The 19,897-nt window shown below is 40.0% G+C and carries 12 protein-coding genes; 9 read left to right on the forward strand and 3 right to left on the reverse strand.

Annotated features, from left to right (window positions below):
* Positions 1-6: 6 nt before the first annotated feature.
* The 9 genes from ACQ86H_RS06235 (at position 7) to ACQ86H_RS06275 (ending at position 14,038) form a co-directional block, all read left to right on the forward strand.
* Complete coding sequence (locus ACQ86H_RS06235; protein WP_431294180.1) at positions 7-1,410, forward strand: alkaline phosphatase; 1,404 nt, start codon at positions 7-9, stop codon at positions 1,408-1,410.
* Between the two features lie 206 nt (positions 1,411-1,616).
* The gene (locus ACQ86H_RS06240; RefSeq protein ID WP_138818228.1) at positions 1,617-2,789 is read left to right on the forward strand and encodes a CehA/McbA family metallohydrolase; all 1,173 of its coding nucleotides are present in this window, start codon (positions 1,617-1,619) and stop codon (positions 2,787-2,789) included.
* 453 nt (positions 2,790-3,242) lie between these two features.
* Positions 3,243-3,827 (forward strand): RNA polymerase sigma-70 factor, encoded by a 585-nt coding sequence (locus tag ACQ86H_RS06245; protein WP_431294181.1) that lies wholly within the window; start codon positions 3,243-3,245, stop codon positions 3,825-3,827.
* Between the two features lie 114 nt (positions 3,828-3,941).
* Positions 3,942-5,105 carry a FecR family protein gene (locus ACQ86H_RS06250; protein WP_431294182.1) on the forward strand — a complete coding sequence of 388 codons (1,164 nt, stop codon included), beginning with the start codon at positions 3,942-3,944 and terminating at the stop codon, positions 5,103-5,105.
* Between the two features lie 202 nt (positions 5,106-5,307).
* The gene (locus ACQ86H_RS06255; RefSeq protein WP_431294183.1) at positions 5,308-8,781 is read left to right on the forward strand and encodes a SusC/RagA family TonB-linked outer membrane protein; all 3,474 of its coding nucleotides are present in this window, start codon (positions 5,308-5,310) and stop codon (positions 8,779-8,781) included.
* A 22-nt stretch (positions 8,782-8,803) separates the two neighbouring features.
* Positions 8,804-10,381, forward strand: coding sequence for a RagB/SusD family nutrient uptake outer membrane protein (locus ACQ86H_RS06260; RefSeq protein ID WP_431294184.1), 1,578 nt, complete (start codon positions 8,804-8,806; stop codon positions 10,379-10,381).
* Between the two features lie 6 nt (positions 10,382-10,387).
* Positions 10,388-11,500, forward strand: a complete 1,113-nt coding sequence (locus tag ACQ86H_RS06265) for an IPT/TIG domain-containing protein (RefSeq protein ID WP_431294185.1) — start codon at positions 10,388-10,390, stop codon at positions 11,498-11,500.
* Between the two features lie 216 nt (positions 11,501-11,716).
* Positions 11,717-12,265 (forward strand): carbohydrate binding domain-containing protein, encoded by a 549-nt coding sequence (locus ACQ86H_RS06270; RefSeq protein WP_138818223.1) that lies wholly within the window; start codon positions 11,717-11,719, stop codon positions 12,263-12,265.
* A gap of 123 nt (positions 12,266-12,388) precedes the next feature.
* Positions 12,389-14,038 carry a glycoside hydrolase family 9 protein gene (locus tag ACQ86H_RS06275; RefSeq protein ID WP_431295346.1) on the forward strand — a complete coding sequence of 550 codons (1,650 nt, stop codon included), beginning with the start codon at positions 12,389-12,391 and terminating at the stop codon, positions 14,036-14,038.
* A 563-nt stretch (positions 14,039-14,601) separates the two neighbouring features.
* Here ACQ86H_RS06275 and ACQ86H_RS06280 read toward each other — a convergent pair.
* The 3 genes from ACQ86H_RS06280 to ACQ86H_RS06290 all read right to left on the reverse strand — a co-directional run bounded on the left by ACQ86H_RS06280 (position 14,602) and on the right by ACQ86H_RS06290 (position 19,505).
* Entirely contained in the window at positions 14,602-16,659 is a 2,058-nt protein-coding gene (locus ACQ86H_RS06280; protein ID WP_431294186.1) for a PAS domain-containing sensor histidine kinase, read from the reverse strand.
* A 161-nt stretch (positions 16,660-16,820) separates the two neighbouring features.
* Positions 16,821-18,170 carry a paraquat-inducible protein A gene (locus ACQ86H_RS06285; protein ID WP_431294187.1) on the reverse strand — a complete coding sequence of 450 codons (1,350 nt, stop codon included), beginning with the start codon at positions 18,168-18,170 and terminating at the stop codon, positions 16,821-16,823.
* A 12-nt stretch (positions 18,171-18,182) separates the two neighbouring features.
* On the reverse strand, positions 18,183-19,505 hold the full coding sequence (locus ACQ86H_RS06290; protein WP_431294188.1) for a paraquat-inducible protein A: 1,323 nt from the start codon (positions 19,503-19,505) through the stop codon (positions 18,183-18,185).
* Positions 19,506-19,897 lie beyond the last annotated feature (392 nt).

Here is a 19,897-nt window from a genome sequence, read left to right on the forward strand (position 1 = left end):
TTAGATATGAACAGAAGATCGTTATTAAAAGGAGGCTTTTTAGCCGGTTTAGGTTTGCCTTTTGTGGGTATGAAAGATGTAATCGCTTCTCCAGTAGTTGGGAGTAAAAAGGCGAAAAACATCATCATGATGGTAAGTGATGGGATGAGTATCGGAACGTTGAATATGGCAGATATCTATTCCAATCGCATATTTGGCAAAAGCAGTAAATGGTTGGGGCTTTACAGAGATAACAAAGCAGTAAGAGCGCTGATGGATACCGCTTCGGCGAGTTCTTTGGTTACTGATTCTGCTGCGGCAAGTTCATCCTGGGGTGGAGGCATGCGCGTTAGAAACGGATCACTAAACGTTGGCATGAAAGGAGAAAAGCCTCAACCGATTCTTCAAAAGTTTAAAGAAAAAGGTAAAAAGGTAGGTTGTGTAACCACTGTGCCCATTACGCATGCAACGCCGGCAGGTTTTTGCATCAATATTGATAACCGCGGCGGTCAGGATATTATTGCAGAAATGTATCTGGGTCTGAAATTCGATGTGATGATGGGTGGCGGGCATAAATATTTCGGTGAGAAAAGGGAAGGTGGGAATCTCATTCCGAAATATTTAATTCAGGGTTATAAAGTTGCAGAAAACAGGGCCGAAATTTTAGCCTTAGATCAATCAAAGCCTGTTTTAGGTTTGTTTGCAGAAGATGGCATGCCTTACGAGATCGACCGTCTACACGACCAGGAACTCATCAAATCGACGCCAACACTGGCAGAGATGACCATGAAAGCAATCGAACTAATGAAAGATCATAAAGATGGTTTTGCATTACAGGTTGAAGGTGGTAAAGTGGATTGGGCTGCGCATTCAAATGATTTGAGCGGTTTAATTTTCGATCAGCTTGCTTTTGATGAAGCTGTTGGAAAAGTAATAGAATTTGCTGAAAAAGATGGAGAAACCTTAGTGATCATCACTACAGATCATGGTAATTCGAACCCTGGTTTGTTTTATGCTGATGAAGCCAACAAAAAGTTCGATAGCCTTCAAAACTTCAAACACAGTAATACCTGGCTTTTGGCTCAGCTTAATCAATCATTTAGCGAACAGAAAATAATTGATTTGATCAAAGAAAATCAAGGTTTTGAAATGAAATCAGAAGATGTAAAATCTTTATTGGTTCACTTTAAGGATATTGTTCCAGGGCAGCTTTATAATGAATCAAACCTGCCATTTTACGAGTATGGCAAAATTTTGGGTAAATATACTGATGTACAATGGGCGGGTATGAACCATACCGGAGATTATGTTGAGTTAACGATGTTTGGTCCGGGATCTGAAAATTTAAAACCTTTTGTTAAAAATTACGAGCTGCATAATTTCATGCTCAAAGCTGCAGAAATGCCTGAAGCATTTTTAGTAAAAGTTTAATCTTAATTACGCAGCAAACAAATAATCAGGAGGCTGTATCATAAATGCAAAATGTCATCCTGAGCCTGTCGAAGGACTTTAAAAAAATATTTAAAGCGTTTCTATGCTTCGGCAAACTCAGCACAGGCTAAGCTCAACGTAACAAAACTCAAAACAAGTTGATTTTTGATACAGCTTCTTTTTTAATTCTATCTTTAAACCAGATTATGGCTATTCAATCAAAATATTTTCGTTTTTTAATTTGCCTTATTTTAATGCTCAATGCTGGCTATCTCCAGGCACAGGAAACCGTAAATCCTCCGGCAATAATAAATACATACGGAATTTGGCTAAAGGGTGATTTACATGTACACTCAAGACATAGTATAGAATCATCTAATAATTCGATTGCGAAAATTATTAATTTTTCAAAGTCAGTTGGTATGGATTATCTGGCCATAACCGACCATGATAATCATGTTAATGGCGATGTTGCTCACCATACCTGGGCGGATCCGGAATTTAAATCTGATTCATTGCTTTTGCTTTATGGTGCCGAATGGACAACAACCAGGGGACATGGAAATGTATTTTCTGATAAGCCATACAACCATCAACGTCTTTATGATATCAGAGATGCCCGTGACGTCAACATTGGGAAAGTTAAAAAATCTTTAGGTATCCATTTATCGGCAAATCATCCCAGCGGAAAAGATAATTTTGGCTTTTCGTACGATTTGGTTCAGTCTATAGAGGTCTGGAATTCGGCTGTTTGGCCGAAGAATGCCAACGCAATAATGATTTGGGATGACATGCTTTCTTCGGGCAGGATGATGACAGGCAGAGGTGGAAGCGATACCCATCATGGTGTGCCTACTGCAGCTGAAAAACCAAGTGCAAATACATATCAGGCAGAATTTAATTATGTAGGTACACCAACAACATGGGTTTTTGCCAAACAACGTAGCCTTACTGCGATTATAGATGCTTTAGATCATGGAAAAACTGCTGTAAGTTCCAATCCTTTCGCGCCAAGAGTTGAGTTTTATGCTGATTATGGAGGCAATGGTAAGTTTGAAATGATGATGGGTGATAATGCGGTTTCAAAGGGTAAACCTATAAAGTTTCAGGTGCAATTGATTGGCAATAAATTACCTAAAGAGCAATATACTGTTACAGTAATCAAGAATGGAGCAAAGCTGAACAGTTTTCAGGTTAGCGGTGAAGTTCCTGCTTTTCAGTTTACCGATACACCAGATTTAAAGGGCCGCGCCTATTACCGTGTTACGGTTGAAGGTAAAAATACTGATTACCCTCAGGTGCCAAAGTCTGCCGGGTTAAGCGAAAAAATGGTGGCGCTATCTAATCCGATCTACTTTAATTTTGATCCTGAATTTTAATTATAGCCAGTGTCAGATGGAAACATCTGACACTGGCTATAATTGACAGAGTCTGGAGTTCCATCCAGTCTAATAGAATGATCGTCATCTCGATCCGATAGCGATCGGATGTAGTGTAGCGAAATGGAGAGATCTATCCGGACAGATTTGCTGAGCAATCATGGTTCTCTGGATGACAATTCTATATTTAAAACACAGCCTCCATTTTTTAGAAAAGAATATCTATCCTATCGACGCTGTTAATTACATGCGAACGTTGGCATAATCACCTTCCTCACTGCTAAATCAGCATCAGAAAGTAGTTGAAATTTTATTGTGGTTGAATCAGGATTATAGGTTAGATTTTTAGAATCATCAAAGCGAAATGCCATAAATATCAGCATTTTAATATATCGTCAGGTCTGGCATTATGTTCGTAGTTTTGGATTCAATTTTTTTATAATTTTACTGGCTATGAGCAACCAACATAATCATACTGATGAAGAACTGATCGTAATGTTGAGGGAGAACGAAGTGGTTGCTTTCAAGGGAATTTATACCAGGTATTGGTATGATTTATATCTGATTACCAATAAAAGATTAAGATCTAAAGAAGCCGCAGAAGAGATTATCCAGAATTTCTTCACAACATTCTGGATCAATCGGGAGAAAATAAATATCACAGGGTCTTTAAAGGCTTATCTCCATTCTGCTATCCGCTATTCTATTATTGATTATCTGGCTAAGGAGGCTACCCGGAACAATTACCTCGAACTGCTTTCATTTAGTTATCAGGAGGCTACAAATACCACTGAAGAAACCATATTTATAAAAGAGTTGGAAAACGGAATCAACGGAGTGATTTCGAAGTTACCCGCCAAATGCAGAAGGGTATTTGAACTCAGCAGGAAAGAGCACAAATCTAATAAGGAAATTGCCGAATTACTGGGACTGTCTGAAAAGACTGTTGAAAACCATATTACCAATGCCTTAAAGCACTTTAGGGTGCATTATAAGGTGATTTTGATTGCTTCTGGTTTTGCCTGGTTACTCCGTTAAATAAATTCGCCCACACATCCGGGATGCATTTTAAATTTTTTTTATTTTTTTTGGGGGGAAGTGGCAGGCTATCCGACTATACTATTAACGAACCAAATATAACTACATATCAACATGGGCAGATCAATAGCCGTTTCCCTACTTAAAAAATATCTTTCCGGGGATTGTACTGTTAGTGAAATAAAAGAAGTAGATCAATGGTTTGATAGTATGGATGAGGTACCTGAAGATCTTGCCGGTCTTTCTGATGACCAGCGCAAACTCGTGGAAGATAAAATTTTTGAACGCATTCTGCTCAATATCCAAACTAAAGGTCAGCAAAAGATAATATCAGTTCCTAAAAAATCAATACGTATAAGTACCATGTTATGGGCAGCAGCATCACTCGTTGTGGTTCTGGGCGCGGTGCTGACCTGGAGATATAGTTCGCAACTACACCTGCAAAATCAAAATACAAAATTACATCAATCGATTCATATAAAACCGGGTGGTAACAGGGCGGTTTTGACATTAGACGATGGATCTGCAGTTGTATTAACCGAAGCTAAAATAGGTGCACTGGCCGACCAGCAAAACGTTAGTGTTGTAAAAACAGCTGAAGGCGAACTCAGCTATAAAATGCATACCGGATCTGCATCTTCAAAAATAAGCTTTAATAAGATTACCACGCCGCTTGGTGGGAAATACAGCGTTGTTTTGCCTGATGGAAGTAAAGCCTGGTTAAATGCGAAATCAAGCTTGCGGTTTCCAACTGCTTTTAAGGGCGCTGAAAGAGTTGTGCAGATGACAGGCGAAGTATATTTCGAAGTGGCCAAGAATCCTAATCAGCCCTTTAAGGTACAATCGGGTGGAACGGAAATTAGGGTACTGGGTACGCATTTTAACGTAATGGCTTATGACGATGAGGCCGAGCAGAAAACAACGTTAATTGAAGGCAGTATCCATTTATCATCTGGTAAATTTTCACAGCTATTGAAACCCGGACAACAAGCCCTGGTAGATCCGTTTGGCATAAACGTGAATAATAATTGCGATTTGGAAACTGTAATGGCCTGGAGAAACGACCTTTTCATCTTTAAGGATATGGAGATCAAAGCAATTGCCAGGCAGTTAGTCCGATGGTATGATATTCAGGTTGTATTTAAAGGAACGCCTTCTAAAATATCTTATACAGGAACAATATCTAAAGATGTAGAACTCTCAGAGTTGTTAAGTATGCTTCAATTTACAGGATTAAAATATGAATTGAACGGACATGTGCTAACTATAATCGATTAAAGAGACGTAATCGGTAAAAAATAAATTTTAACCAAATAAATATTCAAACATGAGAAACTACTACAATACTGTATAATGTGAAGGCGTAACTATGCTTTTTAAGAAAAAACCGGATAGTGTTTGCACCACATCCGGTTATTGTAAAGGTTACTTACAATCCGATTTAGACAACATTATAATTTAACCAAAACTCCATAAAGATATGAATTTATTTTTTAGGATCAGGCAGGTATTGCGCCGTGATTCTTATCAAATCCTGTTAACAATGAGACTCGTAGTGCTTTTCTTTACGCTTACCCTTATGCAGGTTAGCGCTAGCAGCTTCAGTCAGAATCTAACGCTTAAACAGAATAATTCTGACATTATTTCCATCTTAAAGCAAATAGAAAAACAGAGTGGTTACCACTTGCTTTTCAGACGTGCTGATATTGACGATAAATATAAAGTAAACCTTAACGTAACCGACATGCCTATTGAGCAGGTAATGGGCGTGGTTTTAAAAAATACCAATCTCGATTTCAAAATCATCAAAAAAACAATTATTCTTAAAAAGAATACCTATTCGCCATTTACATCTATCTCCGTTCGGGATATAGAGATTTCTGGTACGGTGAGTGATGAAAAAGGGGTAACGCTTCCCGGGGTAGCCGTTAATGTGAAGGGGACTAAACAATCAACCATCACAGATATCAATGGAAAGTACAAGATTTCGCTGCCTGCCGGATCGACGACCCTCGTATTTTCTTTTGTTGGGATGGAACCCCAGGAGATTAGTCCGGGCAATAATCGCGTACTGAATGTGGTACTTAAGGCACAGACTACATCACTTTCTGATGTGGTGGTGATTGGTTACGGAACTCAAAAACGTACAGATCTTAATGGATCTATTTCGTCTGTAAAAGCTTCCGATATTGCCAATGTGCCTCAAACCAGTATCGATCAAATGCTGCAGGGCAGAGCTTCAGGACTTACGATTTCGCAAAATTCTGGTGCACCCGGTAGCAATACATCTGTACGTGTACGTGGCGTAACCTCTTTAAGCGGTAGTAATGAGCCTTTATATGTGATAGATGGTGTGCCGATTTCAGGCGATGCGGGCAATCAGAGTACCAGCGGAAGATCTCCTTTACAGGCTTCATCTTCTAATGCCAATTCGCAGACTACCGTAAGTCCGTTATCTTTGATCAATCCAAATGACATTGAGTCGATTGATGTACTAAAAGATGCATCTGCAACAGCAATATACGGAAACCGGGCTTCAAATGGGGTAATTATCATCACTACCAAAAGGGGTAGGAGCGGTAATTCTTCGATAAATTATGATGGTTATTACGGTTTCCAGCGTGTGGCAAGGTATATGGATGTAATGAATCTTCGCCAGTATGCAGCACTTCAAAATTCACTGGGTGATATTTACGGTACCGGAAGAAGGGTCGAATTTGCAGATCCTTCAGTATTGGGAGAGGGTACCAACTGGCAAAAGGAAATATTTACAACTGCACCACAGCAGAGTCATCAGGTAGCTGTTTCCGGGGGTAAAGAGGGACTAAACTATTACATTTCTGGTGGATACCTCGGGCAGGATGGTACAGTTATCGGTTCAGATTTTCGCCGCTATAGTCTTCGGGTAAATGCTGATGCCCAGGTAAAGGAATGGTTTAAACTTGGAATTACCTTAACCGGAAGCCGGTCTGCAGAAAATGTAGTGACCAGTGATAATAACGGGATCATTTACAATGCTTTATTGCAGGCTCCTGATTTAGCTGTAACTAACCTTGATGGTTCGTATACTGGTCCTCCTTTATCTGATCCACTTGCTGCCGCTGCTGCATTAAATCCGGTGGCCCAGGCGCAGCAAATTAAAAATAAGCTGAACAGGACGAATATCAACACCAATATTTATAACGAAATTAAGTTTCTTAAGCCATTGTCGCTAAGATCGGAACTTGGAGGTGATTTTAATTTCTCAGATAATAATGTATTTACGCCGAGTTATTCTTGGGGCCGTTTTACCAATCCTACCGCGTCGTTAAAGGAAAGATTCCAGCAAAGTACATTTTTAATCTGGAAAGAATATCTTAATTACAACCAGACTTTTGGTCAAAAGCATAACCTTAGTGCCATTTTAGGTTACGAGGTGCAGCAGTCAAACTGGAGAGGGATTGAAGGAACACGCCAGGGATTTTACAGTAACGATGTACAATCACTGAATTTAGGTCAGGCTGTAACAGCTACCAATGATGAATATATTGGTACGCAACGCCAGGAGTCGGTTTACGCACGTGCCATTTATACCTATAATTCTAAATATAGCCTTACTTCAACAATCAGAAAAGACAAGACTTCTAAGTTCGCTGAAGGGTCTCAATCTGGTTATTTCCCATCATTTGCGGCCTCCTGGAAATTATCTGAAGAACCATTTATGAAAGGGATCAATAAGGTTGTAAACGGGCTTAAGATCCGTTTGGGTTACGGAGAGGTGGGTAACCAGGATGTTCCCAATTATTTATACAGCTCTTTGTTAAGATCTTCACAAACGGGTTTGGGAACTGGTTTTCTTGCCGGACGGATCGATAATAAATCACTAAAATGGCAAACCTCTATCCAATACAATGGTGGTGTTGATATGAGCTTTTTAAACGGTAGGATTAGCACAAGTATAGATGTTTACAAAAAAACTTCAAAAGACTTCTTATTCCAGCTTACGCTTCCAGCCTATTTAGTGGGTGGTCCTGATTATTTGGGCGGTATTAATCCTCCGTATGTAAATCTTGGAAAAATTGATAACGTAGGTTTTGATTTGAATATTAACTCGCGCAATTTTGAAAAAGGCGATTTCAAATGGAATACAAGTGTTGTGCTATCACATTATAACAACGAAGTCAAAGAACTTGGTAACGGCCTAACCGAACTTTTTGGCACAGTAACCAATGCTTACCTTCAAACTCCGGTTACCCGTACTGTGGTAGGCAGATCAGTAGGTGAATTTTATGGTTATAAAGTAAAGGGAATATTTAAAACGCAAGCGCAGCTTCAATCTGCTCCAGTTCAGTTTGGCCGTGGCATTGCCAACAATAGCAGTAGTACCTGGTTGGGCGATGTGCAATATGAAGACGTTAATGGTGATGGGGTAATAAACGAAAAAGACCGTACAGCAATCGGAAATCCAAATCCTAAATTTACGTATGGTATTACCAATACTTTTAGTTATAAAGCTTTTGATTTTACCTTGTTCCTGAACGGATCTTACGGCTCCAAAATTATGAACCTGTTAAACAATACCATGGGCAACCTGGCTGCAGTATATCAGAATCAATATGCGGCATATAGTAATTTCTGGTCACCACAAAATCCTGATTCCAACATTCCTGCACCTAAAATCGGTATTGATAACCCCAATCTGTTTGTATCAGACCGTTATGTAGAAAGTGGATCTTTCTTGCGCATCCAGAATGTTAGTTTGGGTTACAGGGTACCTGCTTCATGGATCAGGAAATTTAAATTCTCCAATTTAAAAGTGTACTCAAGCGTACAAAACCTTTACACCTTTACAAAATATAAGGGTTATGATCCGGAAATCGGGGCGATGAACCAGAGTGCCATTTTAAATAATATCGACCTGGGAAGATATCCAATTGCCAGGACCATCACTTTTGGGATAAATGCACAATTTTAGTGACCTACAATTATTGAACAAAATGAAATCATATTTAATATACAGCTTTATTTTTATAGCCATTGTTAGCGCGGGCTGTAAAAAAGAATTTTTTAATATTCCTCCACAGGATTCGCTCAGTGCTGATAATTTTTACCAAAATACCGAGCAGGTTCAGGCCAGTACAATTGCTTTATATAATTCGCCATGGTTCGATTGGAATGCCAAAGCGTCCTGGTGTATTTCAGAATTGCTAAGTGGCAACGCACACACGTATTCTCCGGATGTGATCAATTTTGGGAATTTTTCTGTAACAGGAGATAATACCCAATTGGCATCAGCCTGGAATTCGCTATATAGTGTAATTGCACAATCTAATGCGTTGATTAATAACCTGAAGGCGAAAGTGCCAGCCAGCGTGCCTGCACCAATCGTTAATAATGCCATTGGCGAAGCGAGATTTATGCGGGCTATGGCTTATTTTTATTTAGTAAGAACATGGGGAAATGTGCCAATTATCGAAAATAGCCTGGATTATGTGAACAATTACCAGATTAATACCAACCCGGTAACTGATGTTTACAAGTTTATCATCAACGACCTCAAATTTGCGGAAGATAATTGTGATAAAATGATCAGAACGGGTTCTGTTTCTCAGGGTAAAGTATCCAGTGGATCAGCATCTGCATTATTGGCTAAAGTTTATTTGTACATGCGCGATTATTCGAATGCTCGGTTAAAAGCCGAGCAGGTAATCAATAGTGGCGAATTTAAATTGTATGGAATAGATATTTCGGGCAAAACCTATGCTGATTTATTTAAAACGGCCAATAATAACAACGAAGAAAGTGTTGCGGCTATTCAATGGCTTGGTGGATCTTCGTATGGTCATGGTAATGCTTTACAATCTTTCCTTGCCTTTAACTCTGAAATTACGGGTACGGGAGATGGTTACGGAAGTGTTACGCCCTCTATAGATTTGCTTACTGCTTTCGAGCCTGGCGATCTAAGGAGAAAGCCAACAGTGATGATGCAGGGCGATGTTTACCCTGAAATTAACCAGGCTAAAGGTGGTTACACTTTACCTGCCGGAGCCGTTGCCCAAGGGATGCCGGCATTTATTAAAAAATATGTAGTGGGTACACCTGCAGATAATGGCGGTAAAGGCGCAGCATTTTCTGCAGGTAATAATACTTATCTAATGCGTTATGCCGATGTATTGTTAATTGAAGCAGAAGCTGTGCTTGCTGGTGCCGATCGTACTTCTGATGATGCGGCGTTGATACCTTTTAACAAAATCAGAAGAAGGGCCGGCTTAATCCCTAAAACTTCGATTACCATCCAGGATATTTATCAGGAACGTCGCATGGAGTTCGTTTTCGAGGCTGATTATTGGTTTGATCTGGGTAGGTTAGATGGTTTTAATGTGACCTCGCATCCTAAAGCAATTGCCATTATCTCTAACCAGGAAAGAGGAATTTACAGCAACACTACACCTGTTGTAATCTGGGGACAAAAGTATACCCCAACCGATGTCAATTTCCGTTTGCCTTATCCTACAACAGAAACCATTCTAAATCCTAAATTACTATTGGCTCCGGTGCCTTACAATTTTAAATAAGCTATTATGAAAACGTTATATAAAAATACTATAGCCCTTTATCTGATTGGCATCTTTTGCATGCTGATCTTTGCCACTTCCTGCAAAAAAGACAAAGAAGGACAGGGCGCACCTAGCATTACTAGGATTCGTACTTTAGTAAGGCCAGGAGATAGTAACCTTACCCCGTTGGATTCAACAGTTACTTCCGGCGATGTTGGCGTTACTTATGTTATAGAAGGGGTAAATTTGAAATCGACCAACAAAGTCGAATTTAATGGGGCATCAGCCTATCTTAATACTGCTCTTTTTAGTGATAACAGCATTGTGGTGATGATCCCAACAACCGCCACCTGGATCAATCAAACAGGGAAATTAACACTGACCAATTCATCTGGTACTACTTCCTTTAATTTTAGTATTAAACAACCTGCTCCGGCGATTAGTGATTTGAGTCAATTTGCCGGTAATCCAGGTGATGTAATTACCATTACCGGCCTGCGTTTTGATCAGGTATCAAGTGTTAAATTCGGTACAACAGAAGCCAGGGTAATTTCTTCAACCAGTACTGAACTTAAGGTAACTGTTCCAACAGGTGCGCTTGGTGCAGTAAGTGTTACTACTCCAGGTGGCACGGGTACTGGTCCGTATGTATCTTACGATGGTGTTGTGGTTCCAATATTACTGCCATTTGGATTCAGCCATTTATTTTATGATGATGAAATAACAGCTGGTTACGATTTCAATTTTGGAGGTGCTAACGCTGACGTAAATAGTACCGAGATGGTAAAACGCGGTACCCATTCAATCAAACTTACCTATACCGGAAGTTATGCAGGATATGCAGTAGGCAGTAATAACGCTGTTGATCTAAGTGACAAAACCTATGTTAAGTTTTCTATTTATGGCACAGCGGGTACTGAAGGTAAAGTGGTAAAGGTTGCATTAGATGATTTTGACAACCGTAATGTAAGTGTTGTACTGCATGCCGGCAAGTGGACTAATTATGTAGTTCCTTTGGATCGTTTCCAGAATGCGAGTCATCCGGGCAAACCTGCAAGTCTAAGTTGGATCGGGTTTCAGGAATTGAGTGGCAACGCACCGGAAACCATTTACCTGGATGATATTGGAGTGTACTAGTTTAAGGAGATCTTTTAGCTTAATGAGGTAGCTTCCTAGAGTTATCGTCATTTCGAGCGTAGTGCAACGCAGTCGAGAAATCTGTCTCAAAAGATCTCTCCATTTCGCTGCGGTACATCCGATTGCTATCGGATCGGGATGACGATCCTTTTTATTCGAAATCTATCAATGGTAGTAGATACAACCTTTGGATTTATAATTTTAAATAATTAATCAATGAAATTAATACAATATATGCTAGTTGGCATCGTCATGCTGGTAACTAGTTCTACCGTATTTGCACAAAAAAACCTGGTGGTTAATGGTGGCTTTGAAAATGAGTTGGATGGGTGGGTTGATTATTCAGCAAAGGCAACGCCTTACATGTATAGCTCCGGGAAAATGAGTAGCGCTATATTTTCTTCAGATTCTTCTAAATGGACCGGTATGCATCAGGTCGTTTTTTTGCCTAAAAATACCCAGTATATACTCATGAGTGCGAAGATTAAAGCAGATGCAGTGAGTACCGGAACAAAATCATGGAATGGGGCATTATTTCTTTTCGAAACCCTTAACAAACAAGGTACTAAAATAGGCGAAGGAATCAACATTGCTTCAGTTACAGGAGACGAAGATTGGAAGTTATACGAAAAAGCATATATTATTCCGCCAGGTGTTACGCAAATAAAATTGTTGTTCGCGCTCGGTTATGTTACTGGCACCATGTTTATAGATGATGTAAGTCTGAAAGTGATTACGCAATCTGAGTTTGAAAAATATTTGTAGTTATAATGAATAGCATTGTATATAGGTGGTTTTTAATATTGTTATCGCTGGTTACAACTGCGGCTACTGCTCAACAAATAGCCCCCGGAGATTGTTCTGGACCAGTCAGGTTATTATCCAAAGCTGGAAAAAAGTGCGGTTGTACTCCAGGCAGTTTCAGCTAATGGTTTCGAGTTGTTATCTATGCCAGACCGAAAACCAGTGTACACGGGTGTATTATCTGAACCAAAGGTTACCGGCTACTCGAAAATTAAAACCAGGATAGCAGATTTTAGTGCCTTCAATCAACCTGGCCAATACATAATCCGTATTCCCGGAGTTTCTGACTCTCCTGTTTTTAGGATTGCAGAGGGGGTGCACCACGATCTTGCAGTAGCTGCATTAAAAGCATTCTATTATCAGCGTGCCTCATCTGCACTGGATGTAAACTATGCAGGGAAATGGAATCGTGTTGCCGGGCATCCGGATACTTCAGTCTATATTCATCCATCGGCCGCTTCTAAAAACCGGAAGGCCGATAGTAAAATTAATGTTGCTGGTGGATGGTATGATGCCGGAGATTACAATAAATATGTTGTTAACAGTGGGATCTCTACCTCAACCTTACTTTCAGCTTATGAAGATTTTTCTGAATATTTCCTGGATCAGGAGGTGCATATTCCGCATGCAAAAAACAAAGTTCCAGATGTTTTAACAGAGGCTGTTTACAATTTGCGATGGATGCTCAAAATGCAGGACCCTGCTGATGGCGGAGTTTATCATAAATGTACCAACCTGGATTTCGACGACATGGTGATGCCAGATAAGGCCTTATCAAAACGTTATGTAGTGGCGAAAGGTACTGCAGCTACACTTAATTTAGCCGCTGTTGCCGCACAGGCTTATCGTATTTTTAAACATTTTCCTGAGCAATATCCCGGACTGGCAGATAGTTGCCTGTTAGCATCCAGGAATGCCTGGCGTTGGTCGCTAAATAATCCAAGCGTTATTTACGATCAGGATCTGCTCAACAAAACGTCAGACCTTAAAGTAACCACGGGCACTTATGGCGATAAGAACTTAGAAGATGAATGGACCTGGGCCTCTGCAGAACTATTGGCCTCAACCGGAGAGCAAGCGTATTTTGATGCTTTTTTTGCCCGTTTAAATGATCCGGTAAGCCTACCCAGTTGGAGTAATGTAGGCATACTGGGATATTACACGTTGATTAGATGCGAGGGGCAGTTACCTGAGCGTTACAAGAGTGTAACCAGTATTTTGAAGAAGAAAATACTCACACTTGCTGATCGCTACTTGGCTGCTTTTAAAACAGGCCCATATCATACCGTAATCGGCGCCTCGCTTTACGACTTTGCCTGGGGAAGTAATTCTTCAGCTATGAATCAAAGCATATTACTGATTAATAGTTATTTATTTTCCAAAAAGGATGTTTATCTCGATGCTGCGGTTAGTAATCTGGATTACGTTTTGGGTAAAAATGCCACGGGTTATTCATTTGTAACCGGTATTGGTTATAAATCACCTATGCACCCGCATCATCGCCTGTCTTTTGCAGATGGTATTGCTGAACCTGTTCCAGGGTTGCTGGTTGGAGGGCCTAACCGGGAAAAACAAGATGGATTGAAATATGATCCCGAACCAGAATTATCATACCTGGATGATGCCAACTCTTATGCAAGTAATGAAATTGCCATCAATTGGAATGCCCCATTGGTATATGTGGCAAATGCAATGGAGTATCTTGAAAAGGGGATGAAAGAAGGAATGAAATAACCGTAACTGCAAAACTTGTCCATTTCATGGAACGAGGAATGAGCGAGGACTTGAAGAGATAGCGGGATTAAAGTCCAACATTGGAGCAGAAATGTTCGTTTCCAAAATCTTTAATCGATGCTGCTCTCCGTACCAATCTATTTTCAGCTGTATATTTGCTGTCTGTTTTTTGGAAAGCAGCATTTGTAGCTTTTTTAATGTTATTCGGGCTTTCCGTTATAGTCCCGATGAAAAATCGGGAGCTACCACTTCAATCCCGTTTAGTTAGTTGGGTTTGTGCTGCTATTTGGGCTTGCATGGTGCTTAGCTGTACCTCCCGTTAATCATAAACCCGATAGAACGAAAAGCCCACAGCGCAGCGAGGATTTGAAGAGATAGCAGGACTGTAGTCTGCCACAGGAGTTGAACTGCTCATTTCTAAAATTTTTAATAAATGCTGCTCTTTGTATCAATCTGCGCTCAGTTATATGTTCGATAACTATTTTATCAAATACTATTACCCGGATAATCATAAAATTTTGCCATTCCGGTTGGTCGTTTTTGAACCAGATGAGTTCTGGTATTTAGCTCGAAGTGCTCAGTGGAATACTGAAAGAAAACGTACTGCCTTTCCCAAATTCACTCTCCACCCATATTTTTCCATGATGACGGGTTACAATTTCTGCGCACAAATACAGCCCTATCCCGAACCCTGCTATGGTGCTGTCATTTTCAACCCTGTAATATCGATCAAAAAGTTTTTGTTGATGTTCTGGCTTAATCCCGATGCCTTTATCAATAATACTGATGATAATATGGTCATTATCAATAGCGTATTTTATGTTGACCTCGCTTCCCAGATCAGAATACTTAATGGCGTTACCAATCAGGTTTTGAAGCACCTGGCTTAATTTGTTCTGGTCTGCATTAACCATAATCTCATTGTTGAGGTGCAGGTTTACACGATGACCTTTTGTCAAAGTCATGGTTTCCTCGCAAACTTCCTTCAATAAGTTTGTAATTTCAAATTGTTGCTTATCAATCGCTATCTTTCCTGATTCCAGTCTCGATACATTTAAAAAGCCATCGATCATACGGGTCATCCGCTTAACCTGGTTTAGGGATTTGTCAATCGTAGAAAGCATCCTGTTTTCACTCTGCAGACGGGCATGATATTGCAATAACTGAAGGTAACCGTTTATCGAAGTAAGCGGTGTCTTGAGCTCGTGGCTCGCCATGCCAATAAAATCATTCTTGCGCTGCTCATCTTCTTTTTGCTCTGTAATATCCAGCACCGAACCTATAAACCTCAATGGTTTATCGTTTGCATCGAAATAAACCTGTCCTTTGGCTCTAATCCACCTAAGGCGTTTATCTTCATATCCAATGGTGCGATATTTTACATCGTAAATACCATTACTGGCCTGTTTGTCAAAAACGTGGGTTAAAATCGAATTTATCCTTTCTACATCTTCCGGATGAAGGTTATTTAAAAAATCCCGCTCAAAATCTACTTCATCGGAATGGCTTATCCCGAATAAAAGCCGGCAACGGTCGTCCCATTGCAATCGGCCAGTAACCATGTCCATATCGAAAGTGCCTAATTGCGCTGCCTCTTTAGATAACCTGATTTGTTCGTATGCCTTTTGAAGTTTATCTTTTGAAGTAACATATTCGGTGATGTCGGTGGCCGTCTGCATCAGCCCGATTACTTTCCCATTTTCTTTCAGAGGTGTATAAGTCAGATCATAATAACCCAATGTAGATTCACCATTTTTTATTAGTGATATGCCAACACCTGGTAAATGATGGGCGAGCCCCGTGCGGTACGCGTAAAAAAGTTCATCTACAACCGGTTGTCCAACCAATTCGGGGATAGCCTCAAACCAGGGTTTTCCTAAAACAGAGGAATCCCTGCCAATCAAATTTAGCATGGCATTATTAATCACATCAAAAACCATGTCTTCACCCTTGGTAATCAACATCGCAACAGGAGAGGAGTGAACCATATTTTTAAACCATTCCCGGCTGGTTTCCAGTTCTATCCAGGTTTCTGATAAAGCTTGCTGCGCCTCCGCCGATTCACTTTTTTTAATATCGCCATTAGAAATCAATAAATTGTCAGTTTCTATTTGCTGGCTTTCCCCAACCGCTTGTACATATTCAATGTTTGGGCGTTTTTCTGTCGGTTTCATATCTGACAGGACTTCTTTACCAGATTCCTGTTTTACAAGGGTTTGATCACTCGTGATGGATATATCGGGCTCCGTTGTAACTTTAGTTTTAGCAATTAACCAAACGGCAATCTTCAGTTTGGTGCCGTGTGCTTCTTCAAATGTACTAGCAAAATAACTGTAGCTTGAAAATGGCGTTATATTGCTCTCTATATCAGGAATCTGTACGGGAATCGAAGTATTGTTTGAAGCATTTTCCAACTGCAAAAAGAAGGCAGAGATCGCTAAGGATAAATCCTGACCAAGGATGTCATTAATAATCAGTCCCTCAATTTCCTGAAGACTTCCATTCACTAAATCTAAAAATCGGGCATTTGCATATTCCAGTTTCAGTGAATAGGGATCAATGATAAAGATCGGTATTGGTGCAAGTGCTATAAAACTGGAAGTGTTGGTACTCGTTCGCATTGATATATCCCTTTAAATACAAAAGTAATAATTTTGATAATTTACCGGAGTCACAAGATTAAAAACCTTAACTTGATTTTTTTAACTTTAAGTGAATAATAAAGGGCATTCCGAATGGTTAGTTAGCAATGATGCCTATCCATTTTAACTTAAAATCTCTGCTAATTGCAGGGGCCATTTTGTTCATCTATGCGTTTGAGAATGGAAGATAATATGATATTATAAGCTACATAAGCAACAAAGATAAAGAAGCCCAGCTGTAGTGCTGAGTTGTTTACGGTAACCACTTTTAAGGCCTCAGTATCGATATTAAGCCCTGATAACTGGCTTTTTAATATCCCGTTAAGGCCAATGTAAGTCATTGCTATCCCCACTACCATAACGTCTGCCATATCCCATTTGCCAAGGTCGAATGCCAGAAAACGGATGAATTTAGAGTCGCCCAGTATCTTAGTGCAAGATACCTGCAGCCCGCGGGCAATCAGACGTAACAGCGGCAATATCACCACAAAGAGCATAAGCAGTATGCCAACCAATACCGCATCTGGTTTAGGCTGTTCTACCAATGTACCAATAATACCCAGTATACTCTGACTTTGGAAAAAGAGCACCTGATTGGTGAAAACAAGTTTTTCTCCAAGCAATGCAAATTCAAGAGTACTAATTCTGGCATCTACTTCAATAATAGGGGAAGATACACCTACTGCAAGTAAAATAAATGCAAAAAGCAATGAGATAACAAAAAGGGCAACCTCACTATCTACCCGCTTGCGCAATATCAGCCAGAGCAGTAGGGCGATAACAATGCAAGCGGTCATACCTATTGCATATTGATAGCTTAACCCTTTAATCTGCTTAAGTTTTGAATTTACAACTTTGTCAAATGCAGTTGCATTGTTTACTTTATATTTTTGATAAATGCTATGCTCTACGGATGAGATGGTTTGATCGCTTAAGTCGTAAGTCTGTGCTTCCAGTTCATCAAGTTTACCCACCGCTACAGATTTTAACTTTTTCAGGCTTTTAGGGCTGGTTACTTTGGTAACGATGGTACGGGAGAAAGATGGAACCAGTGCATGGATCTCTTTTACATCGACAAATGTATTGAAAGCAAGTTTTTTGAGTTTCGCTCCAAGCCCTTTCTGAGGCCTGGTAAATTCTGCCACAGCTTTATTAACCATACCGTGCAACTGTTTTTCAACCTCCTGCTGCATATCAGCTTTCTGGCTTTTAGTGAGGTTAAAGCCCTTTACCCGGCGATCAACCACTGCTGATATTTTATCTCCCCAACGGTCAACCGAAAATATACCAAAAGTGATGTTGTTCGAAAGACTATAATCTTCTTTAATGTGCTTCTGCTCATAGGCAAGTGTCCTGAAACGGTATCCGCAGTATGCTGCAACCACTAATAACAGCGAAAGCGCTGCAATCAGGATAAAAGATGCTGATCTTGATCGACCTGGCTTAACCTGGTTATGACTGCTGGTGTTATCTTTTTGCAATTCGCTCATTCATTTTCGGATTTAATGCACGTCGTGCGGAGTAATAGATTTAAGAATTGTCGAAAGGATCAATCCATAAAGTACAAAACAGATAAAAATAATGTAGCCCGGTTGCAGGGCAGTGTTATTGGTCGTAAGGATAGTCAGCGAATCATTATTAATGTTTAATGCCCGCAGCTGGTTTTCAAGCAGTCCGTTAAGGCCAATATATGCCATTAAAATAGCAATTACGATTACATCTGCCATGCTCCATTTTCCTGATTGAAAGGCAAAATACCGGATGATCCCGTTTTCTGCCCACCTCTTGCCACCCAGCAGGTGCACACCTGTCGAAGTTAGTTTAACTACCGGGAACAGGATACTGAAAGCCAGGATTAATACACCAACCAGAACGGAATCTATTGCGGATTGGCTGATCAATACCCGAACGACATCCATAATACTCTTGCTCTGGAAAAAGAGTACCTGGTCGCTAAAAACTACGTGTTCTCCTAGTAAAACAAAATCCAAAGAGCGGATCCTGGCATCAACTTCAATCATAGATGCAGTTAGGCCTACAGCTAAAAGGATGAAAGCGAATAATAACGACATAATAAAGAGCGTGGTGTGCAAATCTGTGCGTTTGCGTAGCAGCCACCAGAATGCAAGTACTACAATTACGCAGCTTAACATGCCAAAACAATAGTAATAGGTTTGTTGTCGAATGTTGCTTAATGTACTGCTAAGCTTTTGGTTTAGCTGTTGATTAGAAGATACGTTATAACGGTGATAAATTTTTTTCATTATGGCATTGTTAGCAACAAATGCCGTATCCTGGCTTTCCTCTTTGGCTATTTCATTAAACTCACCCAAAGCCATTCGGCCCAGTTGCTTTTTATTTTTTGGATTATCTATTTCTGCAATGATTTTTCTGGCAAAGGCAGGTACCTGCGCGCGGATACTATCAGAATTGACAAAATTTTTGATGGCAAATTTTTGGATCTTGCCACTGATGGTTTTTTTTGGTTTGTTTACCAGGGTTTCAGCCTTATCAATAAGTGCCAGCAATACCTGCTCAACTTCACTCTGTAGTATCTTTTTTTGTTTGCTGGTTATTTTTAGCCCGGAAACCTGGTGGTGAACAATGTCTGCTACCTTATCTTTCCACTGTTGTACAGAAAACAGCCCATAGGTAATGTTATTTACCCTGGAATAATCATGTTTAATCTGTTCCTGTTTTTCCGATAATTCATGCAGCCTGAAACCGAAAAAGCCTTCGGCCAAAAGCAGTACGCCTAATGCAAGGATCAGCAAAATGCGATAAATAAGCTTTCCTTCTGCAGGTTTGTTGATTATTTTTTTCAATCTGTGCGTTATAATAGTGATTACATTTCCTCCAAAGGAACTATTTGCAGATAAACATTAATTTTTTGGAAAATGTTTTAGCCATTTTAAGTCAGCATAAAAAGATCATTTATGGCTAACTATATGGGTTTCAGTTTTGCAAGGCAGGCTACCAGGTCAATGTAAATAAGTAAGGGATAAATCGTAAAAAGATGTCGCCGTGAGGGATTGTATAAAAATCAAGATGAATGGACAGATGGATAAAAAGGTGAATGGTCTCGAAGTATCGTTTCAACCGTATTGGAGAACCCGAAGGCTCTGCGAAGCAAAATCTTTTAAATTTGATTTCAATAAATAGTACAAAGATCTCTCCACTTCGCGTTGCTCCGGTCGAGATGACGACCATTCTATTG

This window comes from Pedobacter sp. P26 (assembly GCF_050632135.1).
In the GTDB taxonomy this organism is placed as follows: Bacteria; Bacteroidota; Bacteroidia; order Sphingobacteriales; family Sphingobacteriaceae; genus Pedobacter.

What these genes read in the sequence shown, in the direction of transcription:
- ACQ86H_RS06235 (WP_431294180.1), top strand. Translation starts at nt 7, where the DNA reads ATGAACAGAAGATCGTTATTAAAAGGAGGCTTTTTAGCCGGTTTAGGT.
- ACQ86H_RS06240 (WP_138818228.1), top strand. Translation starts at nt 1,617, where the DNA reads ATGGCTATTCAATCAAAATATTTTCGTTTTTTAATTTGCCTTATTTTA.
- ACQ86H_RS06245 (WP_431294181.1), top strand. Translation starts at nt 3,243, where the DNA reads ATGAGCAACCAACATAATCATACTGATGAAGAACTGATCGTAATGTTG.
- ACQ86H_RS06250 (WP_431294182.1), top strand. Translation starts at nt 3,942, where the DNA reads ATGGGCAGATCAATAGCCGTTTCCCTACTTAAAAAATATCTTTCCGGG.
- ACQ86H_RS06255 (WP_431294183.1), top strand. Translation starts at nt 5,308, where the DNA reads ATGAATTTATTTTTTAGGATCAGGCAGGTATTGCGCCGTGATTCTTAT.
- ACQ86H_RS06260 (WP_431294184.1), top strand. Translation starts at nt 8,804, where the DNA reads ATGAAATCATATTTAATATACAGCTTTATTTTTATAGCCATTGTTAGC.
- ACQ86H_RS06265 (WP_431294185.1), top strand. Translation starts at nt 10,388, where the DNA reads ATGAAAACGTTATATAAAAATACTATAGCCCTTTATCTGATTGGCATC.
- ACQ86H_RS06270 (WP_138818223.1), top strand. Translation starts at nt 11,717, where the DNA reads ATGAAATTAATACAATATATGCTAGTTGGCATCGTCATGCTGGTAACT.
- ACQ86H_RS06280 (WP_431294186.1), bottom strand. Translation starts at nt 16,659, where the DNA reads ATGCGAACGAGTACCAACACTTCCAGTTTTATAGCACTTGCACCAATA.
- ACQ86H_RS06285 (WP_431294187.1), bottom strand. Translation starts at nt 18,170, where the DNA reads ATGAGCGAATTGCAAAAAGATAACACCAGCAGTCATAACCAGGTTAAG.